General features: G+C 60.8%; 21 protein-coding genes. 10 read left to right on the plus strand and 11 right to left on the minus strand.

All coding sequences use genetic code 11. From position 1 onward, the window contains the following. Nucleotides 1–202: hypothetical protein (locus tag AC1RGE_RS21385; protein WP_492584977.1), on the plus strand; the 202-nt coding region annotated here is incomplete at its 5' end. Here AC1RGE_RS21385 and tyrS read toward each other — a convergent pair. Next, nucleotides 189–1,388 (minus strand): tyrosine--tRNA ligase, encoded by a 1,200-nt coding sequence (gene tyrS / locus AC1RGE_RS21390; RefSeq protein WP_053154182.1) that lies wholly within the window; start codon nucleotides 1,386–1,388, stop codon nucleotides 189–191. The two genes, AC1RGE_RS21385 and tyrS, sit on opposite strands and share 14 nt — an antisense overlap. A 209-nt stretch (nucleotides 1,389–1,597) precedes the next feature. Here tyrS and AC1RGE_RS21395 point away from each other — a divergent pair, with 209 nt between their 5' ends. After that, nucleotides 1,598–3,019 carry a peptidoglycan DD-metalloendopeptidase family protein gene (locus tag AC1RGE_RS21395; RefSeq protein WP_011063787.1) on the plus strand — a complete coding sequence of 474 codons (1,422 nt, stop codon included), beginning with the start codon at nucleotides 1,598–1,600 and terminating at the stop codon, nucleotides 3,017–3,019. 3 nt (nucleotides 3,020–3,022) lie between these two features. Next, the gene (locus AC1RGE_RS21400; RefSeq protein WP_492584979.1) at nucleotides 3,023–4,114 is read left to right on the plus strand and encodes an anhydro-N-acetylmuramic acid kinase; all 1,092 of its coding nucleotides are present in this window, start codon (nucleotides 3,023–3,025) and stop codon (nucleotides 4,112–4,114) included. A 70-nt stretch (nucleotides 4,115–4,184) separates the two neighbouring features. Here the strand turns inward: AC1RGE_RS21400 and erpA are convergent, their stop codons facing one another. Both erpA and argC read right to left on the minus strand, forming a co-directional pair. Then, the gene (gene erpA / locus AC1RGE_RS21405; RefSeq protein ID WP_011063789.1) at nucleotides 4,185–4,535 is read right to left on the minus strand and encodes an iron-sulfur cluster insertion protein ErpA; all 351 of its coding nucleotides are present in this window, start codon (nucleotides 4,533–4,535) and stop codon (nucleotides 4,185–4,187) included. Nucleotides 4,536–4,703: 168 nt separating this feature from the next. After that, on the minus strand, nucleotides 4,704–5,738 hold the full coding sequence (gene argC, locus AC1RGE_RS21410; RefSeq protein ID WP_011063790.1) for an N-acetyl-gamma-glutamyl-phosphate reductase: 1,035 nt from the start codon (nucleotides 5,736–5,738) through the stop codon (nucleotides 4,704–4,706). Nucleotides 5,739–5,873: 135 nt separating this feature from the next. On the opposite strand from argC, the gene hemJ reads away from it, so the two are divergent. The 6 genes from hemJ to coq7 all read left to right on the plus strand — a co-directional run bounded on the left by hemJ (nucleotide 5,874) and on the right by coq7 (nucleotide 10,358). Next, complete coding sequence (gene hemJ, locus AC1RGE_RS21415; RefSeq protein WP_011063791.1) at nucleotides 5,874–6,305, plus strand: protoporphyrinogen oxidase HemJ; 432 nt, start codon at nucleotides 5,874–5,876, stop codon at nucleotides 6,303–6,305. A 32-nt stretch (nucleotides 6,306–6,337) separates the two neighbouring features. Next, on the plus strand, nucleotides 6,338–7,306 hold the full coding sequence (locus AC1RGE_RS21420; RefSeq protein WP_492584981.1) for an NAD(P)H-dependent flavin oxidoreductase: 969 nt from the start codon (nucleotides 6,338–6,340) through the stop codon (nucleotides 7,304–7,306). Nucleotides 7,307–7,402: 96 nt separating this feature from the next. Next, a complete protein-coding gene (locus AC1RGE_RS21425) occupies nucleotides 7,403–8,323 on the plus strand; it encodes a DUF805 domain-containing protein (protein ID WP_019092761.1) in 921 nt (306 codons plus the stop codon). A gap of 62 nt (nucleotides 8,324–8,385) precedes the next feature. Further along, nucleotides 8,386–9,174 carry an SDR family NAD(P)-dependent oxidoreductase gene (locus AC1RGE_RS21430; protein ID WP_015637239.1) on the plus strand — a complete coding sequence of 263 codons (789 nt, stop codon included), beginning with the start codon at nucleotides 8,386–8,388 and terminating at the stop codon, nucleotides 9,172–9,174. A 70-nt stretch (nucleotides 9,175–9,244) separates the two neighbouring features. Beyond that, nucleotides 9,245–9,583 carry a histidine triad nucleotide-binding protein gene (locus AC1RGE_RS21435; RefSeq protein WP_011063795.1) on the plus strand — a complete coding sequence of 113 codons (339 nt, stop codon included), beginning with the start codon at nucleotides 9,245–9,247 and terminating at the stop codon, nucleotides 9,581–9,583. A 127-nt stretch (nucleotides 9,584–9,710) separates the two neighbouring features. Further along, the gene (coq7, locus tag AC1RGE_RS21440) at nucleotides 9,711–10,358 is read left to right on the plus strand and encodes a 2-polyprenyl-3-methyl-6-methoxy-1,4-benzoquinone monooxygenase (RefSeq protein WP_011063796.1); all 648 of its coding nucleotides are present in this window, start codon (nucleotides 9,711–9,713) and stop codon (nucleotides 10,356–10,358) included. Between the two features lie 72 nt (nucleotides 10,359–10,430). On the opposite strand, the gene AC1RGE_RS21445 is transcribed toward coq7, so the two are convergent. Beyond that, a complete protein-coding gene (locus AC1RGE_RS21445; protein WP_009045862.1) occupies nucleotides 10,431–10,853 on the minus strand; it encodes an OsmC family protein in 423 nt (140 codons plus the stop codon). Between the two features lie 236 nt (nucleotides 10,854–11,089). Between AC1RGE_RS21445 and crp the strand changes: the two genes are divergently transcribed. Then, the gene (crp, locus tag AC1RGE_RS21450; RefSeq protein WP_011063797.1) at nucleotides 11,090–11,734 is read left to right on the plus strand and encodes a cAMP-activated global transcriptional regulator CRP; all 645 of its coding nucleotides are present in this window, start codon (nucleotides 11,090–11,092) and stop codon (nucleotides 11,732–11,734) included. Here crp and AC1RGE_RS21455 read toward each other — a convergent pair. The 7 genes from AC1RGE_RS21455 to AC1RGE_RS21485 all read right to left on the minus strand — a co-directional run bounded on the left by AC1RGE_RS21455 (nucleotide 11,731) and on the right by AC1RGE_RS21485 (nucleotide 19,297). Further along, on the minus strand, nucleotides 11,731–12,432 hold the full coding sequence (locus AC1RGE_RS21455; RefSeq protein ID WP_015637240.1) for a lipoate--protein ligase family protein: 702 nt from the start codon (nucleotides 12,430–12,432) through the stop codon (nucleotides 11,731–11,733). The genes crp and AC1RGE_RS21455 overlap by 4 nt on opposite strands. A 67-nt stretch (nucleotides 12,433–12,499) precedes the next feature. Further along, a complete protein-coding gene (gene trpC / locus AC1RGE_RS21460; RefSeq protein WP_103290291.1) occupies nucleotides 12,500–13,336 on the minus strand; it encodes an indole-3-glycerol phosphate synthase TrpC in 837 nt (278 codons plus the stop codon). Further along, nucleotides 13,333–14,382, minus strand: coding sequence for an anthranilate phosphoribosyltransferase (gene trpD / locus AC1RGE_RS21465; RefSeq protein WP_011063800.1), 1,050 nt, complete (start codon nucleotides 14,380–14,382; stop codon nucleotides 13,333–13,335). The genes trpC and trpD overlap by 4 nt, the downstream gene beginning before the upstream one ends. Nucleotides 14,383–14,391: 9 nt before the next feature. Beyond that, nucleotides 14,392–14,985 (minus strand): aminodeoxychorismate/anthranilate synthase component II, encoded by a 594-nt coding sequence (locus AC1RGE_RS21470; RefSeq protein WP_492584983.1) that lies wholly within the window; start codon nucleotides 14,983–14,985, stop codon nucleotides 14,392–14,394. A gap of 887 nt (nucleotides 14,986–15,872) precedes the next feature. Continuing rightward, on the minus strand, nucleotides 15,873–17,504 hold the full coding sequence (locus tag AC1RGE_RS21475) for an ABC transporter ATP-binding protein (protein ID WP_492584985.1): 1,632 nt from the start codon (nucleotides 17,502–17,504) through the stop codon (nucleotides 15,873–15,875). 2 nt (nucleotides 17,505–17,506) lie between these two features. Further along, a complete protein-coding gene (locus tag AC1RGE_RS21480; RefSeq protein WP_011063803.1) occupies nucleotides 17,507–18,334 on the minus strand; it encodes an ABC transporter permease in 828 nt (275 codons plus the stop codon). A gap of 3 nt (nucleotides 18,335–18,337) precedes the next feature. Further along, nucleotides 18,338–19,297, minus strand: a complete 960-nt coding sequence (locus AC1RGE_RS21485; protein WP_011063804.1) for an ABC transporter permease — start codon at nucleotides 19,295–19,297, stop codon at nucleotides 18,338–18,340. Nucleotides 19,298–19,322 lie beyond the last annotated feature (25 nt).

Here is a 19,322-nt window from a genome sequence, read left to right on the forward strand (position 1 = left end):
GATCGAATCGTTAATAAGGCGAAAACTGACTGCCTTACCAACTACTCCTGGCTTCGATGAACTGAAGCGTAACCGCTATCGAAAACTGCGTAACTCATTGAATCTCAAGGAGTTTTCCGTTTCGACTGCGCCGGAAGTGGGGCGAATTATAGAGAGATATAATTCGCCGTCAACATCTATTTTCAGTTTTATTCGGATTTAAGCGTAATACGTGCAAATGCCTTCTTGCCGGCTTGGCACACATGGGTTGAACCTACTGCATATATATAGGTGCGATCGACAACCTCACCATCCACCCGCACACCACCCGAACCTAGAAGATCCCGAGCCACTGCGGCGTTCTTCACCAGCCCTGCCTTATTAAGGACAGCCGCAATCGGCATATCCTCGGCAGCAACCAGCTCAATTTCCGGCAGATCATCAGGCAGCTCGCCATCTTTCATGCGATTACCTGCGGCACGGTGAGCATTTGCAGCAGCCTCTTCACCATGGAAACGCGCAACAATCTCTTCGGCCAGCTTGATCTTGATGTCACGCGGGTTAGCGCCAGCATCTACATCCGCCTTGAATGCATTGATCTCATCCATGGAGCGGAAGCTGAGCAACTCGAAGTAACGCCACATCAACGCATCAGGAATGGACACCAGCTTGCCGTACATCACGCCAGGCGCCTCCTGGATACCGACATAGTTACCCAGAGACTTGGACATCTTCTTGACGCCATCCAACCCTTCGAGCAATGGCATGGTCAGAATGCACTGAGCCTCCTGACCGTAACCGCGCTGCAGCTCACGCCCCATCAGCAGGTTGAACTTCTGGTCGGTACCGCCCAGCTCGACATCGGCGCGCAATGCCACCGAGTCATAGCCTTGCACCAACGGATACAGGAACTCATGAATGGCAATCGGCTGATTGGTCGAATAGCGCTTGTCGAAGTCGTCGCGCTCGAGCATCCGTGCAACGGTGTACTGGGAAGTTAGACGAATGAAGTCCGCCGGTCCCATCTTGTCCATCCAGGTGGAGTTGAAAGCCACCTCAGTCTTGGCAGGATCAAGAATCTTGAAGACCTGGCTTTTATAGGTCTCTGCGTTTTCCAGGACCTGCTCGCGAGTCAAGGGTGGGCGCGTGGCACTTTTGCCACTGGGGTCACCGATCATGCCGGTGAAGTCGCCAATCAGGAAGATTACCTGGTGACCCAAGTCCTGGAACTGACGCAGCTTATTAATAAGTACGGTATGCCCGAGATGCAGATCCGGCGCCGTCGGATCAAAGCCAGCCTTAATGCGCAGCGGTTCGCCGCGCTTGAGCTTCTCGATCAACTCGGACTCGACCAACAACTCTTCCGCACCACGTTTGATCAGCGCTAGCTGCTCTTCAACCGACTTCATAACAGACCCGCAAGGCTCAGATTCAAAAGGGAACCAACCATACAAGATCATGGACTAATTACAAGTTTTGCCCGGCGTACGGGAGCATTCCGAAAGCAGAGTGCCCGCGCCCTTGCGTCACAGATGATTTGGTTATATTTTATACAGTTATTTCATCTTCATCATGTCATTCATCTTTTCCATTTCATCTTTTCAAAGTCAAATTACCTATGACCACCGAACCGTCTAAAGCGCCACCGCTTTATCCGAAGAGCCACCTGCTCGCCGCAAGTGGCATCGCGGCCCTTCTCAGCTTGGCCCTTCTGGTATTTCCATCCAGTGATGTAGAAGCAAAAAAAACGACATTGAGCCTTGATCTGGAAAGCCCGATCGAGCAACTGACACAAGATCAAGACGCCGCATCCACCGAACAAGCCACAAGCGAGGCCGTTGCCTCACCTTTCGCACAGATCGAAAACACCGCCGAAGACACCACGCAAACCGCAGAAACCGCACCTGTGCCTGCTGCCGTGGAGGAGCCAAAAGCCCCCGGCCACAGGGAAGTTCTGGTCACCAAGGGCGACACCCTCTCCACACTCTTTGAAAAGGTTGGCCTGCCAGCCACTTCTGTCCATGAAGTACTGGCCAGCGACAAGCAGGCCAAGCAGTTCTCCCAGCTCAAGCATGGCCAGAAGCTGGAGTTCGAGCTGACGCCTGATGGCCAACTGAACAACCTGCACAGCAAGGTCAGCGACCTGGAAACCATCACCCTGACCAAAGGCCCCAAGGGCTTTACGTTCAGCCGCGTGATCACCAAGCCAGTGGTTCGTTCTGCCTATGTCCATGGCGTCATCAACAGCTCGCTTTCGCAGTCTGCCGCACGCGCCGGGCTGTCCCACAGCCTGACCATGGATATGGCCAACGTTTTCGGCTACGACATCGACTTCGCCCAGGATATTCGCCAGGGTGACGAATTCGACGTGATCTATGAGCAAAAAGTCGCCAACGGCAAGGTAGTCGGTACAGGCAATATCCTCTCCGCGCGCTTCACTAACCGTGGCAAGACCTACACCGCAGTGCGCTACACCAACAAACAGGGTTCCAGCAGCTACTACACCGCTGATGGCAACAGCATGCGCAAGGCCTTCATCCGTACACCGGTGGACTTCGCGCGCATCAGCTCGCGCTTTTCCATGGGCCGCAAGCACCCGATCCTGAACAAGATCCGTGCCCACAAGGGCGTGGACTATGCCGCGCCACGGGGCACGCCAATCAAGGCTGCCGGTGATGGCAAGGTGCTGCTAGCTGGCCGTCGTGGCGGTTATGGCAATACCGTGATCATCCAGCACGGCAACACCTACCGCACCCTGTACGGCCATATGCAGGGCTTTGCCAAGGGTGTGAAGACTGGCGGCTCGGTGAAACAGGGCCAGGTCATCGGCTATATCGGTACCACCGGACTGTCCACCGGACCGCACCTGCACTATGAGTTCCAGGTCAACGGTGTCCACGTGGATCCGCTGGGCCAGAAGCTGCCCATGGCCGACCCGATCGCCAAAGCCGAACGAGCACGCTTCCTGCAGCAGAGCCAGCCTCTGATGGCCCGGATGGATCAGGAAAAGGCCACGATGCTGGCCTCGAGCAAGCGCTAAGCCATGGCGCTCTATATAGGTGTGATGTCCGGTACCAGCCTTGATGGCCTGGACATCGCCCTGATCGAGCAAAGCCCGGCGCTTAGATTGGTCGCCACTCGCTACATCCCCATGCCCGATACCCTGCGCGCCGAACTCCTGGGTTTGTGCGCCAGTGGCCCCGACGAGATCGCCCGTTCCGCCATCGCCCAACAGCACTGGGTCGAGCTGGCCGCCCAGGGCATCAACCAGCTTCTGCAACAACAGCAACTGCCCCCTCAAGACATTCGCGCTATCGGCAGCCACGGACAAACCGTGCGTCATGAGCCAAGCCGCGGGTTCACGGTGCAGATCGGCAACCCGGCCCTGCTCACTGAGCTGACCGGGATCACTGTCGTCAGCGACTTCCGCAGCCGCGACGTGGCAGCGGGCGGGCAAGGCGCGCCGCTGGTTCCTGCCTTTCACGAAGCCCTGTTCGACCAGCGCCCGGGAAACCGCGCCGTGCTGAACGTCGGCGGGTTCAGCAACCTGAGCCTGATCGAAACCGCCAAGCCGGTGGCCGGATTCGACTGTGGCCCGGGCAACGTCCTGCTCGATGCCTGGATCCAGGCCCAACGCGCAGAGAACTTCGACCGCAATGGCCAGTGGGCTGCCAGCGGCCAGATTGATCCGCCCCTCTTGCAAGCCTTGCTCAGCGACCCGTTCTTCGCCACCCAAGGCCCGAAGAGCACCGGGCGCGAGGTATTCAATCTTGATTGGCTACAGCGACATCTGAGGGCACGGGGTGCTATTGCCGCCGAAAACGTGCAGGCTACCCTTCTGGAGCTGACAGCTCTAACCATCGTCGAGTCGCTGCAGAGCGCTCAAAGTGACACCCAGGAGCTGCTGGTGTGCGGCGGCGGCGCGCATAACGCAGCGCTCATGGGCCGCCTGGCAGCCCTCCTCCCGCAAACACGGGTCAGCAGCACTGCGGCGTATGGCGTAGATCCCGACTGGGTAGAGGCTATGGCGTTTGCCTGGCTGGCCCACTGCTGCCTGGAAGGCATCGCTGCCAACCGGCCCAGCGTCACCGGCGCCCGTGGCCTGCGTGTACTAGGCGCCATCTACCCGGCTTGAACAGCAGACAGCAAAACGCCGCAGGATCCCAGGCCCCTGCGGCGTTCGGCGAATGGCTACTGCCGGCTGGTCAGATCGAGAACGACGACCCGCAACCACAGGTAGTGGTGGCATTGGGGTTCTTGATCACGAACCGCGAACCTTCCAGGCCTTCCTGGTAGTCCACTTCAGCACCGGCCAGGTACTGGAAGCTCATCGGATCGACCACCAGGCTCACGCCCTCGCGCTCGACGATGGTGTCATCCTCGGCCACTTCCTCATCGAAAGTGAAACCGTACTGAAACCCCGAACAACCGCCGCCCGTAACGAATACGCGCAGCTTCAAGCGATCATTACCCTCTTCATCGACCAGGGTCTTCACCTTGTGCGCTGCACCTTGAGTGAATTGCAAAGCCGTGGGGGTGAAGGATTCAACGCTCATGCTGACTATCTCCCGGCGTTAAGCCGCCATACTGCGTAATGACGCGCATTATCCGCTTCTCCCAGAAAAGCGGTCAACTATTGTTACGGTATATCAATAGTCGTACAGCCACCCGTATAAAGCAGAAAGGCCCGTCAGACGGGCCTTTTTGTTCACGCAAAAACGACGTTAAGGCAGCATGCCCGCGTGGGACAGCCCCAGACGCTCATCCAGGCCGAACAGGATATTGAGGTTCTGCACCGCCTGGCCCGAAGCGCCCTTGACCAGGTTGTCGATGACCGACAGTACCACTACCAGATCATCATCCTGCGGCCGGTGCACGGCAATCCGGCACACGTTGGCACCCCGCACACTGCGGGTCTCCGGATGGCTGCCGGCCGGCATTACATCGACAAACGGCTCATTGGCATAACGCTTCTCGAACAACGCCTGCAGATCCACCGACTTATCCACCACCGTGGAGTAGAGCGTGGAGTGGATACCGCGAATCATCGGCGTCAGGTGCGGTACGAACGTCAGGCCAACTTCCTTGCCTGCTGCCCGGCGCAGGCCCTGACGGATTTCCGGCAAATGACGGTGCCCCTTGACCGCATAGGCCTTCATGCTTTCGGAAGTTTCCGAGTACAGCGACCCGACGCTGGCGCCACGGCCAGCACCGCTGACACCGGATTTGCAGTCGGCGATCAGCCGGGAAGTGTCGGCAAGACCGGCTTCCAGCAGCGGCAGGAAACCGAGCTGGGTTGCGGTTGGATAGCAGCCAGGAACCGCAATCAAACGGGCTTTCTTGATCTGTTCGCGATTGACTTCCGGCAGGCCGTAGACCGCTTCCTCCAGCAATTGAGGGGCACCGTGAGGCTGACCGTACCACTTGGCCCACTCATCGGCATCCTGCAGGCGGAAGTCCGCAGATAGATCGATGACCTTGGTCCCCGCAGCCAGCAGTTCGCCAGCCAGTGCATGCGCCACGCCATGGGGGGTGGCAAAGAACACCACGTCACAGGCACCAAGGGTCTTGATATCCGGCACGCTGAACGCCAGGCCGTCGTAATGGCCACGCAGGTTCGGGTACATGTCGGCAACGGCCAGGCCAGCCTCGGATCGCGAAGTGATGACTTCCACTCGCGCTTGCGGATGCTGTGCCAACAGACGCAGCAGTTCGACACCGGTGTAACCCGTGCCGCCGACGATACCGACCTTGACCATAAACCTGCCCTCAACGAACCCACTGGAAAGCTGCCGATAATAGGGGCGGCGCGCCCCTGCGACAACCGTCAAGGTGACGTGCGGACGCTCTACCCTCTACTATCTTCGCCACCGTGAACCTGGGAATAACTAAAAATGCTCTATCTATGGCTCAAAGCCTTTCATATCGTCAGCGTGGTCTGCTGGTTTGCCGGCCTTTTCTACCTGCCACGCCTGTTCGTTTACCACGCCCAAAGCGAGGACAGCATCAGCCGCGAGCGCTTCTGCCTGATGGAACGCAAGCTGTACCGCTTCATCATGGGGCCTGCGATGATCGCGGCACTGATCTTTGGCATCTGGCTGATCAGCCTCAACCCCAGCGCGTATTTCGGCCAGGGCGGCTGGATGCACGCCAAACTGACCCTGGTGGTCATCCTCATCGGCTATCACCACATGTGCGGCGCGCAAGTGAAGCGCTTCGCCCGTGGCGAAAACACCCGCAGCCATGTCTTTTATCGCTGGTTCAATGAAGTACCGGTTCTGATATTGCTGGCTATTGTAATTTTGGTCGTTGTACGGCCGTTCTAACTCTAACTAGTCGCTTCCCTGGGGGTACTCCAATGTCACTGCCCGCTTTGCTCGAACAACGTCTGCGCCTGCCCCTGGTGGCCGCGCCGATGTTTCTGATCTCCAACCCGGAACTGGTCCTGGCCTGCTGTCGCAATGGTGTGGTGGGTAGCTTTCCCGCCCTCAATCAGCGCGAAAGCAGCGGTTTCAAGGCCTGGCTGGAGGAGATCGAAGCGGGCCTGGCCAAGCTGGAGAACCCTGCTCCCTACGCCGTGAACCTGATCGTGCACAACAGCAACCCACGGCTGCAGGCCGACTTGCAGATCTGCATCGAGCACAAGGTACCGATCGTCATCACCAGCCTCGGCGCGGTCAAGGAAGTAGTGGACGCCGTGCACAGCTACGGCGGCCTGGTATTTCATGACGTGACCACCCGCCGGCACGCAGAGAAAGCCGCCGAGGCGGGTGTCGATGGGCTGATCGCCGTCGCTGCCGGAGCGGGTGGCCATGCAGGCACCTGGAGCCCCTTCTCTCTGGTCGCCGAGATCCGCCAGTTCTTCGACAAGACCCTGCTACTGGCCGGCTGCCTGAACCGGGGCCACGAGATTCTTGCCGCACAGCTGCTTGGCGCCGACCTCGCCTACTTGGGCACCCGCTTTATCGGTACCACCGAAAGCCACGCACCGGATGCCTATAAAGAGATGCTACTCAGCTCTCGAGCCGCCGACATCGTGCATACCGCCGCGGTTTCTGGAGTGCCTGCCAGCTTCATGCGCCAAAGCCTGGAGAACGCAGGTTTCGACCTGGCCGCCCTGCAAGGCAAAGGTGAAATCAACTTCGGCTCCAAGCTCAAACCCATCAGTGATGAGGCAAAAGCCTGGAAAACCGTCTGGTCCGCAGGCCAGGGGGTTTGTGAAATCGACGACCTGCCCAGCGTCGACCAATTGATCGCGCGCCTGGACAGCGAATATCAGGCGGCCCAGCAACGCACCAGCCAACTGAGCAAACGCTGGCCACGTTAACCCGTTCTCATTAGTTTTTTGGCCAGCCGAGGGGCGCTGGCCTTAAACTGTCGGTCTTTTATGTAAACCTTCTTTTCAAGTGACAGGGATGCCCCCATGAGCGAAACCCGCTACAAGATCGTTTTCGACGGCACATTGCTGCCCGGCGTGGAAAAAGCCACTGCCCAACTGAACCTCGCCGAACTGTTCAAAAGCGATGCGGCCGCCGTAGAACGCCTGTTCAGCGGCCAGCAGGTGGAGCTCAAGCGCGACCTGACGCAGGCCGACGCCCAGCGCTATCTGGAAGCATTGAAGAACGCCGGGATCGATGCCCGCATCGAATCCGAGCAGGCCCTGAAGCTGGATCTAGACGCAGTAACCCCCACACCCAGGGCCAGCAGCCTCAGCGAATCGCCCTATGCGCCCCCGCAAGCCGCAGTAGGCGATGCAATCCCACAATACGCCGCACTCAACGTATTCAGCTTCGAAGGCCGTATCGGTCGCCTGCGCTACCTGGCCTGGACTCTGGTCCTGACGGTGGCCATGCTGGCCGTGGTCGGGGTAGGCGCCTTCTTCGGTATCCTGTCCGCGGCGGTGTTCAATTCCACCCTGCTCACCGGCCTGGGAATTGTCGGCGGCATCGTGGTCTTCATCGGTTTCCTCGTGGTCAGCATTCAGATCAGCGTGCAGCGCCTGCACGATCTCGGCTGGTCGGGCTGGCTGTGGCTGCTGAACTTCGTGCCCATCGTCGGCAGCATCTTCCCTCTGGTGCTGATGGTCAGCCCGGGCAGCAACGTGGCCAACCGCTACGGCGCCCCACCACCGCCCAACACCACCGCCGTCAAGGTGCTGTCCTGGATGTGGGTCGTCCTGATCGTCGCACTGATCGTGGGCATGGTGGCCGGCGGCCTGAGCTCCCTGGAAGATCGCTACAGCGAAACCAGCTACAGCGAAAGCATCGACTCCAGCAACGCCGATGAAGATGCCGAACCCGCCGATATCGCCGCCCCTGTAGAATCCGAGTCCGAGCAAGAATAAACGCGCCCGGGCCTGCGACCCTCCCCCGTCGCAGGCCGCCGGCCGTTGCGATGGAGAAATGCATGACCCGTTACGCTCTGATCACTGGTGCTTCCAGCGGCATAGGCCTGGCCCTGGCCGAAGCACTGGCCCGGCGCGGCCGTAACTTGATTCTCGTGGCCCGTCAGCGTGATCAGCTGGAATGCATCGCCCTGGAATTGACCCAGCGCTTCGGCGTCGAAGTGCTGTTCCGCGCCTGCGACCTGGGCGAACCACTGCGCCTGTCCGGTTTCCTGCTGGAGCTGGAGGAGGGTGACCGGCAGATCGACCTGCTGGTCAATTGCGCCGGCATCGGCACCAGCGGCCCGTTCCTGGCCCAGGACTGGATGACCGAGCAGGACCTGATCGAGGTCAACATCCTCGCCCTCACCCGCCTGTGTCATGCCCTGGGCAACAGCATGGCGCTGCTGGGCGGCGGGCAGATCCTCAATGTCGCCTCGGTGGCAGCCTTCTATCCCGGCCCCTGGATGAGCAGCTACTACGCCAGCAAGGCCTATGTCCTGCATTTCTCCGAAGGGTTGCGCGAAGAATTGAAGAAGTGCGCGGTGAAGGTCTCGGTACTCTGCCCGGGGCCGACCCGCACCGCATTTTTCCGCACCGCACAAATGGACACCACCAAACTCAAGGACAGCAAGCTGCTCATGAGCCCCGAGGAGGTCGCGCTGTATGCGATCCGCGCCCTGGAAAAGAACCGCGCCATCATCATTCCCGGCCGCCTGAACCGCTGGATGGCCTTCAGCGCCCGCCTGAGTTCACGCTGGCTGACCCGCAAGATCGTCGGTTACGTCAATCGGGCCTACTGCCCACGTTAAGAGTCGGGGCTGGGCGCACCTTGTGCACCTGAGTACACTCGGCCCGGACCAACCCAATGGAGAAACAGCTGTGGATACTCTGTTCACCAAGATCATCAACAGAGAAATACCCGCGAAGATCATCTACGAGGACGACCAGGTTCTGGCCTTCCACGATATTGCCCCGCAAGCGCCGGTGCATTTCCTGGTGATCCCGAAGAAACCCATCCGTACCCTCAACGACCTCACCGAGGACGACAAGACCCTGGCCGGACACATTCTGTTCACCGCCCAGCGCCTGGCCAAGGAGCAAGGCTGCGAAGACGGCTTCCGGGTGGTCATGAACTGCAACGAGCTGGGTGGGCAGACCGTGTATCACATTCACATGCACGTGCTGGGTCAGCGCCAGATGAACTGGCCGCCGGGCTGATTGCCCCCACCCACCCCTTGCGCAGCGCCCTCTCGGACCATCGAGGACGAGGGTGCGCTGATCCAGCGCAGTTTTCGCTCCTTTGATTGGAGTAAACTGGCCGCCGAGATTTCTCCCGGAGATAAGCATGACTACCCAACGTCACTACTCGCCGATCGACCGCCTGCTGTTGCAAGCCGATATGGCGATGCGCACGCTGCTGCCATTCAGCGGCCAACCTTATCGCCCGTCGCCGGCCATCGTGCAGCCGGAAGCGCAGATGAGTGACGAGGACACCCGGCACGTGGCCGGCCTGATGCGCATCAACCACACCGGGGAAGTCTGCGCCCAGGCGCTGTACCAGGGCCAGGCCCTGACCGCCAAGCTGCCTCAGGTACGCCAGGCCATGGAACATGCCGCCGAAGAAGAAATCGACCACCTGGCCTGGTGCGAACAGCGCATCCGCCAGTTGGGTAGCCACCCGAGCGTGCTCAACCCGCTGTTCTACGGTTTGTCCTTCGGCATCGGCGCCGCGGCAGGCCTGATCAGCGACAAGGTCAGCCTGGGGTTCGTTGCCGCCACTGAAGACCAGGTGTGCAAGCACCTGAACGAGCATCTGGAGCAACTGCCGGCCGAAGACGAAAAGTCCCGAGCGATTCTCGAACAGATGCGCATCGACGAAGAACATCACGCTGAAACCGCGCTCGAAGCCGGCGGGTTCCGCTTCCCGGCGCCGGTGAAATTCGGCATGAGCCTGCTGGCCAAGGTCATGACCAAGAGCACCTACCGGATCTGATTCCAAACCACAGGCATCAAAAAGGGCGCTATCGAAGCGCCCTTTTCTTTTACCGCCAGAATCCGCGCGGGTTCAGCCCAGCTCGACGATTTCGTAATCGTGAGTGATGGCCACACCGGCCGCGCCGAGCATGATCGACGCCGAGCAGTATTTCTCGGCAGACAGCTCGATGGCCCGCTTGACCTGGGCCTCTTTGAGGCCCCGGCCCTTGACCACGAAATGCATGTGGATCTTGGTGAAGACCTTGGGGTCTTCGGTGGCACGCTCGGCATCCAGGAACGCCTCGCAGCTTTCAACCGCCTGGCGCGACTTCTTGAGAATGCTGACCACATCGAAGTTGCTGCAACCGCCCACGCCGAGCAGGAGCATTTCCATAGGGCGAACACCCAGGTTGCGGCCACCGGCTTCCGGCGGGCCATCCATCACCACTACGTGGCCACTGCCCGATTCGCCGAGGAACATGGCTTCGCCAGCCCATTGGATGCGTGCCTTCATCGCCAAGACTCCACTGTTAAAAAAGGGTCGCCAGCTTAGCACAGGGTTTTCCAGCCACAGCGCTTTGACCGTTTGTCCCTCAATACCGGTTTTCGATAAGAAAAATCTTAATTGAGCCAAGGACGTGTCTGTTAAGCTGACGCCAAATGACTGGCGCATCGCCAGCGTTCAACACCTTCGTTTTACGCCCCATAAAAAAAACACCTCATACCGTGCAGTCTTTTCGGGATACAACCATGGTTGCTATTGCCCCCACCCCCAAGATCAAAAATCTCGACAAGTTGCTCATGCACTGTCAACGCCGCCGGTATCAGGCCAAGAGCAACATCATCTGCGCCGGTGATGTGTCCGACAGCCTGTACTTCATCATCAAGGGCTCGGTGACCATCCTCATCGAAGACGATGACGGTCGGGAGATGATCATCGCCTACCTCAATGCCGGAGACTTCTTCGGCGAACTGGGGCTCTTCGAAGAGGCCGGCCATGAGCAGCAGCGCAGCGCCTGGGTGCGCGCCAAGGTAGAGTGCGAGGTTGCCGAGATCAGCTACGCCAAGTTCCGCGAACTGTCGCAGAACGACCCGGACATCCTCTATGTGCTCAGCGGGCAGATCGCCCAGCGCCTGCGCAACACCACGCGCAAGGTCGGCGACCTGGCGTTCTTCGACGTGACCGGGCGGGTGGCCCGCTGCCTGCTGGAGCTGTGCAAGCAACCGGACGCCATGACCCACCCGGATGGCATGCAGATCAAGATCACCCGCCAGGAAATCGGCCGGATCGTCGGTTGTTCACGGGAAATGGTCGGTCGCGTCCTCAAGGATCTGGAAGAACGCAACCTGGTTCACGTCAAGGGCAAGACCATGGTGGTATTCGGCACCCGCTAATCCCCCAGGAAGCCCTTGAGCATCTGTCGGTACAGGCTCTCCAACCGCACTAGCGCATCGGGCGCCGCAAAGGCCTCGTGCAGGGCGATATGACTTTCGGCTCGGCAGCGCTGTTCCAGGCCACAGGCCTGATTGAAAGTATTGACCGCGTTCACCATCGAATCGCGTTCGTTATCCAGCAGCAAGGCACCATGCACCAGGCCCACTGGCCGCTGGCCACCCTTGCTCTGACGCCAGCGCTGGGCGGTGCCAACCATCTTGCGCCCGTCCAGGTTGACGTTGAAGCGACCATCGCAGAACGCCCCTTCCACTTCGCCCAATGACGGGTTGCCCCCCAGTTCGCTGAGCAGGTCGCAGATCGGCTGACACAGGCGCCGGTACGCGGTTTCGATCCGGCCCTGATCCCCTTCGCTGCGTGGCGGGGCGTAGACCAGGGCGATGTTCACCGTGGCCGCCGACTGCGGCACCGGCTCGCCGCCGGTTTCGCGCAGCAGCACCGGCCAGCCGTTGGCGGCCGACTCCTCGCAGGCCCGTTCAAATCCAGGCAGACGGCTCAAGCGCCGAGGCATCACCAGCGCCCGGTCACTGGGCTGCCAGAACAGCAGGCCGAACTCTTGTTCACCGGTACACACCAGGGCCAGCAGATCTTGCTCGGCCTGCAGGCCGGCTTCGACAGTCAAGGCAAGGGGTTGAGTCATGGCAGTAGAAATCCTTGGCGATAGGCATGAAAAAGCCGGCATCGCCGGCTTGTTCATTGTCACGGGTTCAGTCCAGGGTCGAGCCGCTGACCGGCACGCCGCGCTCAGGGAAGAACAGACGCTGCAATTCGCTGCCCGGGCTTTCGGCACGCATGAACGCCTCACCCACCAGGAACGAATAGACATCGCTGATTTCCATCAGCTCGACATCGGCACGGTTGAGGATGCCGCTCTCGGTAATCACCAGGCGCTCGCGGGGAATGCGTGGCAGCAGGTCGAGGGTGGTCTCCAGATTGACTTCGAAGGTGTGCAGGTTGCGGTTGTTGACCCCAACCAGAGGTGTGTCGAGGGTCTTCAGCGCCCGCTCCAGCTCATCACCGTCATGCACTTCCACCAGCACATCCAGGCCAACGCCCTTGGCCACCGCCGCCAGCTCCGCCATCCGCACGTCATCCAGCGCAGCGACAATCAGCAATACGCAGTCGGCGCCCAGCGCGCGGGCTTCGACGATCTGGTACGGATCGATCATGAAGTCCTTGCGGATCACCGGCAGCTTGCAGGCGGCGCGGGCCTGCTGCAGGTACGCATCGGCACCCTGGAAGTAATCGACATCGGTCAGCACGGACAGGCAAGTGGCACCGCCTTTCTCGTAGCTCTTGGCAATGTCCGCCGGAACGAAGTTCTCACGGATCACGCCTTTGCTCGGCGAAGCCTTCTTGATCTCGGCTATCACTGCCGGCTGCTTGAGCTTGACCTGATCCTGCAAGGCCCGGGCGAAACCCCGTGGTGCATCGGCCGCACGCGCCAGGGTTTCCAGCTCGGCCAGGCTGACGCGGGCGCTGCGCTCGGCAACCTCCTCGGCTTTACGGGCGAGGATTTTTTCCAGAACTGTCGGCACACTCATCCTTCATTCTCCTGCTTGAACACCGCGGTAAAGGCACCCAGCTCTTCGAGCTTCTCCCGGGCCAGGCCGGTGTGCAAGGCGTCGTGAGCCAGGGCCACGCCCTCTTTCAGGCTACTGGCATGATCGGCGGCATACAGCGCCGCACCCGCATTGAGCACAATCATTTCGGCGGCCTTCTGGCCATGCTCTGTCTTGCGGCGCCCCAGGGCATCGCGGATCAGCTCCAGGGAGGCCGCCGGGCTTTCCACCACCAGGCCGAACAGACTCTGGCTCTTCATGCCCAGATCCTCGGGCTGTACCCAGTACTCGGTGATCTGGTCATTCTTCAGTTCGGCCACATAGGTGGGCGCAGCCAGGCTGAACTCGTCCAGACCATCCTGGGAATGCACCACCAGAACGTGCTTGCTGCCCAGGCGTTGCAAGACTTCGGCCAAGGGCCGGCACAACGCCTGAGTGAACACGCCTACCACCTGATGCTTGACTCCGGCCGGATTCGTAAGCGGGCCGAGCATGTTGAACAGGGTGCGCAGGCCAAGGTCGCGACGCGGGCCGGCGGCATATTTCATCGCCCCGTGATGGGACTGGGCAAACATGAAGCCGATGCCGACGTTATCGATGCAGCGCGCCACCTGGACCGGGGTCAGGTTCAAATAGATCCCGGCCGCTTCCAGCAGGTCGGCGCTGCCGCTCTTGCCGGACACCGCGCGGTTGCCGTGCTTGGCCACAGTGCAACCGGCCGCTGCGACCACAAAGGAGGAAGCCGTGGACACGTTGAAGATGTTCGCCCCGTCGCCGCCGGTGCCCACTACATCCACCACGCCATCCAGGGTTTTCAGCTCGACCCGGTCCGCCAGCTCGCGCATTGCCGATACCGCACCGACGATCTCGTCGATGCTTTCGCTTTTCATGCGCATGGCCATCATGAAGGCGCCAATCTGCGCATCGGTGCATTGGCCGGTCATGATTTCACGCATTACCGAACGCATTTCTTCGGTGCTCAGGTCCAGGTGGCCGACGATACGGCTCAGGGCAGTCTTGATATCCATGAAAAGTCCTTAGCGCGTGCCGCCGCTCTGTTTGAGAAAGTTGGCGAACAGCTCGTGGCCCTGCTCGGTGAGAATAGACTCGGGGTGAAATTGCACCCCCTCGATATTCAGCGTCTTGTGGCGCAACCCCATGATCTCGTCGACGGAGCCGTCTTCCAGCTGGGTCCAGGCCGTGACTTCGAGGCACTCGGGCAAGCTCTCGTGCTTGACCACCAGCGAGTGGTAACGGGTTACGGTCAGCGGCATGTTCAGGCGGTTGAACACCCCCAGGTCACGGTGGAACACCGGGCTGGTCTTGCCGTGCATCACTTGCCGGGCACGCACCACCTGGCCGCCAAAGGCCTGGCCGATGGACTGATGCCCCAGGCATACGCCGAGAATCGGCAGCTTGCCGGCGAAATGCTTGATCGCCTCGATGGAAATACCGGCTTCGGTCGGCGTGCAAGGCCCGGGCGAGACCACGATGCGCTCGGGCTTGAGCGCCTCGATCTGAGCCACGGTCAGTTCGTCATTGCGCACTACTTTCACCTCAGCTCCCAACTCGCCCAGGTACTGGACGACGTTGTAGGTGAAGGAGTCGTAGTTATCAATCATCAGCAGCATACATGCTCCAACTTATTGATTTTAAAGTAGGTGTGCATGCAACTCAGGGTGTCGATATGCACATTGATATACACGAGCGCAGTGGAGCGTGCCGGGCGAGCTTGCGCACCCGAATGCTGCAAGCTGTCGGCAGGGCAGACAAGGTGATGGATTTGAACCGCCTTATCTATGCAATGTCGCTCAGCTCGCCACGCCATCGTCGGCCATCGCCAGCGCAAGCCGGCAGAACGTTGGGCATGACGATGCACCCGATGGCATTGCCGCCGGGCGAAGGTGTACTGCGTGGGGAGACTGATTGGCATGCAGCGTTCTCCTGGGGTTTGGAGCCGCCGTGCCGGAGAGCTATTAGATCCTTGATCCCTGCTTGCCGATTACGGCGGCAGGGTTCGGTTAAAAAACCGCAACGACGTGCCGCTTCCTATTGGAAGCGCCACCACTGACTAAAACGAATCGTTGCAATGCAAAGCATAGGACCTAACCATAATTGAGCACTCGACGGCGTTCCGCAGCCGAGCTTCGAGGCGCGATTGTACCGTTCATCAAGGGGCTGCGTCGATTGCAATTTGCCGCTGGGTCTTGCGGCACTCACTCCGCTGGTTGATACCTGCCCCACTCCGTTGGAGCGCAATGCATGGCTGGCCCCGCGTATGCCGTGCGCTCCAGAGCGCCGGGCGGCACGACATGCAAACCGCTTTGCGCAGCCCGCCTCGGCAGATGGCTTGGAAGCCCTTTAAACGCCACAAGTCCATCACCGAAACGGCGCTCTTTAAGGTGGTGGCAGCCTGTTTGCGCCTTCTTAGCCGTGCGGCTCAAGGGGCGTTCCGCCTCTTCTGGCCCCAGAAGCACGGCCGCTTGATCAAAGGGGCACTTTTCTTGCCATGGCCAAGTCAGGAAACCAGCGCCCTTTTCTCCAGCAAATGGTCGAGCCAGTTCGGATCCATTTCTGGCTCACTGGAGAACAACAAGCCGGTGTAGTCGCGGTACGGCGGGGTAAAGATCTCCTCCCGGCAACCGTGATCGACCACCTTCCCACGCTGCATTACCAGTACCTCGTCAGCAATGGCGCGCACGGTGGCGACGTCGTGGGTGATGAACAAGTAGGCCACGCCCAGTTGCTGCTGGATGCGGTTGAGCAGCTTCAGAACGCCTTCGGCCACCAGTTGGTCGAGGGCCGAGGTGACTTCGTCGCAGATGATCAGTTGCGGCTCGGCCGCCAGAGCCCGGGCGATACAGATCCGCTGCTTCTGCCCGCCAGACAGTTCGCGGGGCTGGCGATCCATGTACAACGCCGGGTCCAGCTCGATCATCTCCAATAGCTCGGCGACCCGCTGGCGCAGCGCCTGGCCCTTGAGGCCGAGGTAGAAACTCAGCGGCCGGCCGATGATGTCGACGATGCGCTGGCGCGGGTTGAGCGCGGTGTCGGGGATCTGGTAAATCATCTGCAATCGGCGCAATTGCTCCTTGCTGCGCTGGCGATAATCAGCTGGCAGCGCTTTTCCGTCATACAACACCTGGCCGCTGGTCGGCGGCAACAACCCGGTGATCAAGCGTGCCGTAGAGCTCTTGCCGCTGCCCGACTCGCCGATCACCGCCAGGGTCTGGCCACGGTAGAGCTTGAGCGAGACATCATGCAGCACCGGCTGATGGCCGTAGCTGGCGCTGGCCTTGCGTACCTCCAGCAGCGGTGTTGCCTGCGGTGGGCGCGGCTTGGGTTCGGTGCGCAAGCTACGTACTGCCCAAAGCGATCTGGTGTAATCCTGCTGTGGGGCGTCGAGCATGGTCCGGGTGTCGGCCTCCTCCACCAGCTTGCCGTGACGCAGAACCATGATGCGGTCGGCCATTTGCGCCACCACTGCCAGGTCGTGGCTGATGTACAAGGCGGCGCTCCCGTAGGTTTTCACCGCATCGCGAATCGCCACCAGCACTTCGATCTGGGTGGTGACATCCAGCGCCGTGGTCGGTTCGTCGAAGATGATCAGGTCCGGGTGGCAGGCCATGGCCATGGCGGTCATCACCCGTTGCAACTGACCACCGGAGACCTGGTGCGGGTAGCGCTGGCCGATCTGCTCGGGGTTGGGCAGACGCAGTATGCGGTAGAGCTCCACTGCTTCGGCTTGTGCCTTGGCACGCTCGATACCAGCGTTCCTTACCGCGGTTTCGACATGCTGGTCGATCAGCCGGTGCGCGGGGTTGAACGAGGCCGCCGCGCTTTGCGCGACATAGGCGATACGCAGGCCGCGCAGCTTGCGCAGGGCTTCGGGCTTGGCGCCCACCAGTTCCTGGCCATCGAAGCGCACCGAGCCACCCGTGATACGGCAACCGTCGCGCACATAACCCATGGAGGCCAGGCCCAGAGTCGACTTGCCCGCCCCCGATTCACCAATCAGGCCCAGTACTTCGCCCCGCTGCAGGCTCAAGTCGATGCCCTTGATCAGCGGGTGCCAAGCGTCCTGATAATGGCCTTCAATACGCAGGTCGTGGATTTCCAGTAGCGGCTTGTCACTTGAATGAACGGTCATGCTCAGCACTCCTTCAGGCCGCTGGATAGATGCAGCACCCAGTCCACGACAAAGTTGACGCTGACGGTGATCAGCGCCACTGCCAGGGCCGGCAGCAGCGGGCTGATATCGCCGAAGGTGATCAGCACGGCATTGTCGCGGACCATGCTGCCCCAGTCGGCGGTCGGCGGCTGGATGCCCAGGCCCAGGAACGACAACGCACTGATGAACAGAAACACAAAGCAAAAACGCAGGCCGAACTCGGCAATCAGCGGCGCGGCGGCATTGGGCAGCACCTCGCGGCTGACCAGCCACCACAGCCCTTCCCCACGCAGCCGGGCGGCCTCGACGAAGTCCTGGACCACCACGGTCATCGCCACCGCCCGTGACAGGCGAAACACCCGGGTGGCATCCAGCAGCGCGATCACCAGCACCAGCGAGGTGGCGTTGGTGCCGACCACGCTGAGGATCAGCAAGGCAAAGATCAGCTGCGGGATGGCCATGAGGATATCCACCAGCCGCGACAGGCCCTGGTCGATCCAGCCGCCCCTGATCGCCGCTACCAGCCCGCAGAAACCGCCGACGGCAAAGGCCAGTAGCGTCGTCAGGAAGGCAATCCCCAGGGTGTTGCGCGCGCCATACACCAGGCGGCTGAACATGTCGCGGCCCAGGTTATCGGTACCCAGCAGGAACTGCCCGCCCCAGGGCGCAAAACCTTCGCCGACCACTTCAGTCTCGCCATACGGCGCCAGCACCGGCGCGAATAGGGCCACCAGGATGTAGGCAACAATCACCAGCAGGCCGAACTGGGCGCTCATGGGCGCCCGCAACAACGCTTTGATCAGGCTCATGGCTTACCCCTTCGGATGCATCAGGCGTGGGTTGCTGGCAATCGACAGCACGTCGGCCGTGGTATTGAGCAGGATGTAGGTGGCGGCGAAGATCAGGCTGCAGGCCTGCACCACCGGGATATCGCGCTTGGACACCGAGTCGACCAGTAACTGGCCGAGCCCCGGATAGACGAACACCACCTCGACCACCACCACGCCGACCACCAGGTAGGCCAGGTTCAGTGCCACCACGTTGATGATCGGTGCCAGGGCATTGGGCAAGGCGTGGTGGAAGATGATCCGCGCCTGGCTGATGCCCTTGAGCCGGGCCATCTCGATATAGGGGCTGGCCAGCACGTTGATCAAGGCCGCGCGGGTCATGCGCATCATTTGCGCGACCACCACCAGGCTCAGGGTCAGCACCGGCAGTAGCGAGCGCTCCAGCACCTCGGCGAACGATGCCCCCGGAGCCAGGTTGGAGATACTCGGCAACCAGTTGAGCTTGACCGCGAACACCAGGATCAGGATATAGGCGACGAAAAACTCCGGGAACGACACCGCGCTCAGGGCGCTGGTGTTGAGCAGGCGGTCGAACCAACTGTTGCGGTACAGCGCCGCGAGCATGCCCAGCAGCAAGGCTACCGGCACCGATACCAGCGCCGCCAGCAAGGCCAGGGTAAAGGTGTTGCCCAGGCGCGTGCCGATCAGCTCGGCAATCGGCCGCTGGTTGGCCAGCGACAGGCCCAGGTCACCGTGCAGCAGTTGCCAGGCCCAGTGGCCGAAGCGGGTCAGCGGCGGCAGGTCCAGGCCCAGTTGGGCACGGAAGGCAGCGACGGTCTCGGGAGTTGCCGCCTGGCCGAGCATGGCCTGGGCGACATCGCCCGGGAGCATGCCAACGGCCAGGAAGATGATCACCGACACCGCCAACAGCGACAACAGGCCCAGGGCCAGGCGCTGGAGCAACAGTTTGCAAAGGCTATTCACCGTACAGCTCCTCGAACAGGATCAA

It is taken from the genome of Pseudomonas sp. GW823-FHT02C05, assembly GCF_058797595.1.

Bases quoted from the DNA above. Each gene is read 5' to 3' on its own strand.
- tyrS (WP_053154182.1), bottom strand. From the start codon at position 1,388: ATGAAGTCGGTTGAAGAGCAGCTAGCGCTGATCAAACGTGGTGCGGAA.
- AC1RGE_RS21395 (WP_011063787.1), top strand. From the start codon at position 1,598: ATGACCACCGAACCGTCTAAAGCGCCACCGCTTTATCCGAAGAGCCAC.
- AC1RGE_RS21400 (WP_492584979.1), top strand. From the start codon at position 3,023: ATGGCGCTCTATATAGGTGTGATGTCCGGTACCAGCCTTGATGGCCTG.
- erpA (WP_011063789.1), bottom strand. From the start codon at position 4,535: ATGAGCGTTGAATCCTTCACCCCCACGGCTTTGCAATTCACTCAAGGT.
- argC (WP_011063790.1), bottom strand. From the start codon at position 5,738: ATGGTCAAGGTCGGTATCGTCGGCGGCACGGGTTACACCGGTGTCGAA.
- hemJ (WP_011063791.1), top strand. From the start codon at position 5,874: ATGCTCTATCTATGGCTCAAAGCCTTTCATATCGTCAGCGTGGTCTGC.
- AC1RGE_RS21420 (WP_492584981.1), top strand. From the start codon at position 6,338: ATGTCACTGCCCGCTTTGCTCGAACAACGTCTGCGCCTGCCCCTGGTG.
- AC1RGE_RS21425 (WP_019092761.1), top strand. From the start codon at position 7,403: ATGAGCGAAACCCGCTACAAGATCGTTTTCGACGGCACATTGCTGCCC.
- AC1RGE_RS21430 (WP_015637239.1), top strand. From the start codon at position 8,386: ATGACCCGTTACGCTCTGATCACTGGTGCTTCCAGCGGCATAGGCCTG.
- coq7 (WP_011063796.1), top strand. From the start codon at position 9,711: ATGACTACCCAACGTCACTACTCGCCGATCGACCGCCTGCTGTTGCAA.
- AC1RGE_RS21445 (WP_009045862.1), bottom strand. From the start codon at position 10,853: ATGAAGGCACGCATCCAATGGGCTGGCGAAGCCATGTTCCTCGGCGAA.
- crp (WP_011063797.1), top strand. From the start codon at position 11,090: ATGGTTGCTATTGCCCCCACCCCCAAGATCAAAAATCTCGACAAGTTG.
- AC1RGE_RS21455 (WP_015637240.1), bottom strand. From the start codon at position 12,432: ATGACTCAACCCCTTGCCTTGACTGTCGAAGCCGGCCTGCAGGCCGAG.
- trpC (WP_103290291.1), bottom strand. From the start codon at position 13,336: ATGAGTGTGCCGACAGTTCTGGAAAAAATCCTCGCCCGTAAAGCCGAG.
- trpD (WP_011063800.1), bottom strand. From the start codon at position 14,382: ATGGATATCAAGACTGCCCTGAGCCGTATCGTCGGCCACCTGGACCTG.
- AC1RGE_RS21470 (WP_492584983.1), bottom strand. From the start codon at position 14,985: ATGCTGCTGATGATTGATAACTACGACTCCTTCACCTACAACGTCGTC.
- AC1RGE_RS21475 (WP_492584985.1), bottom strand. From the start codon at position 17,504: ATGACCGTTCATTCAAGTGACAAGCCGCTACTGGAAATCCACGACCTG.
- AC1RGE_RS21480 (WP_011063803.1), bottom strand. From the start codon at position 18,334: ATGAGCCTGATCAAAGCGTTGTTGCGGGCGCCCATGAGCGCCCAGTTC.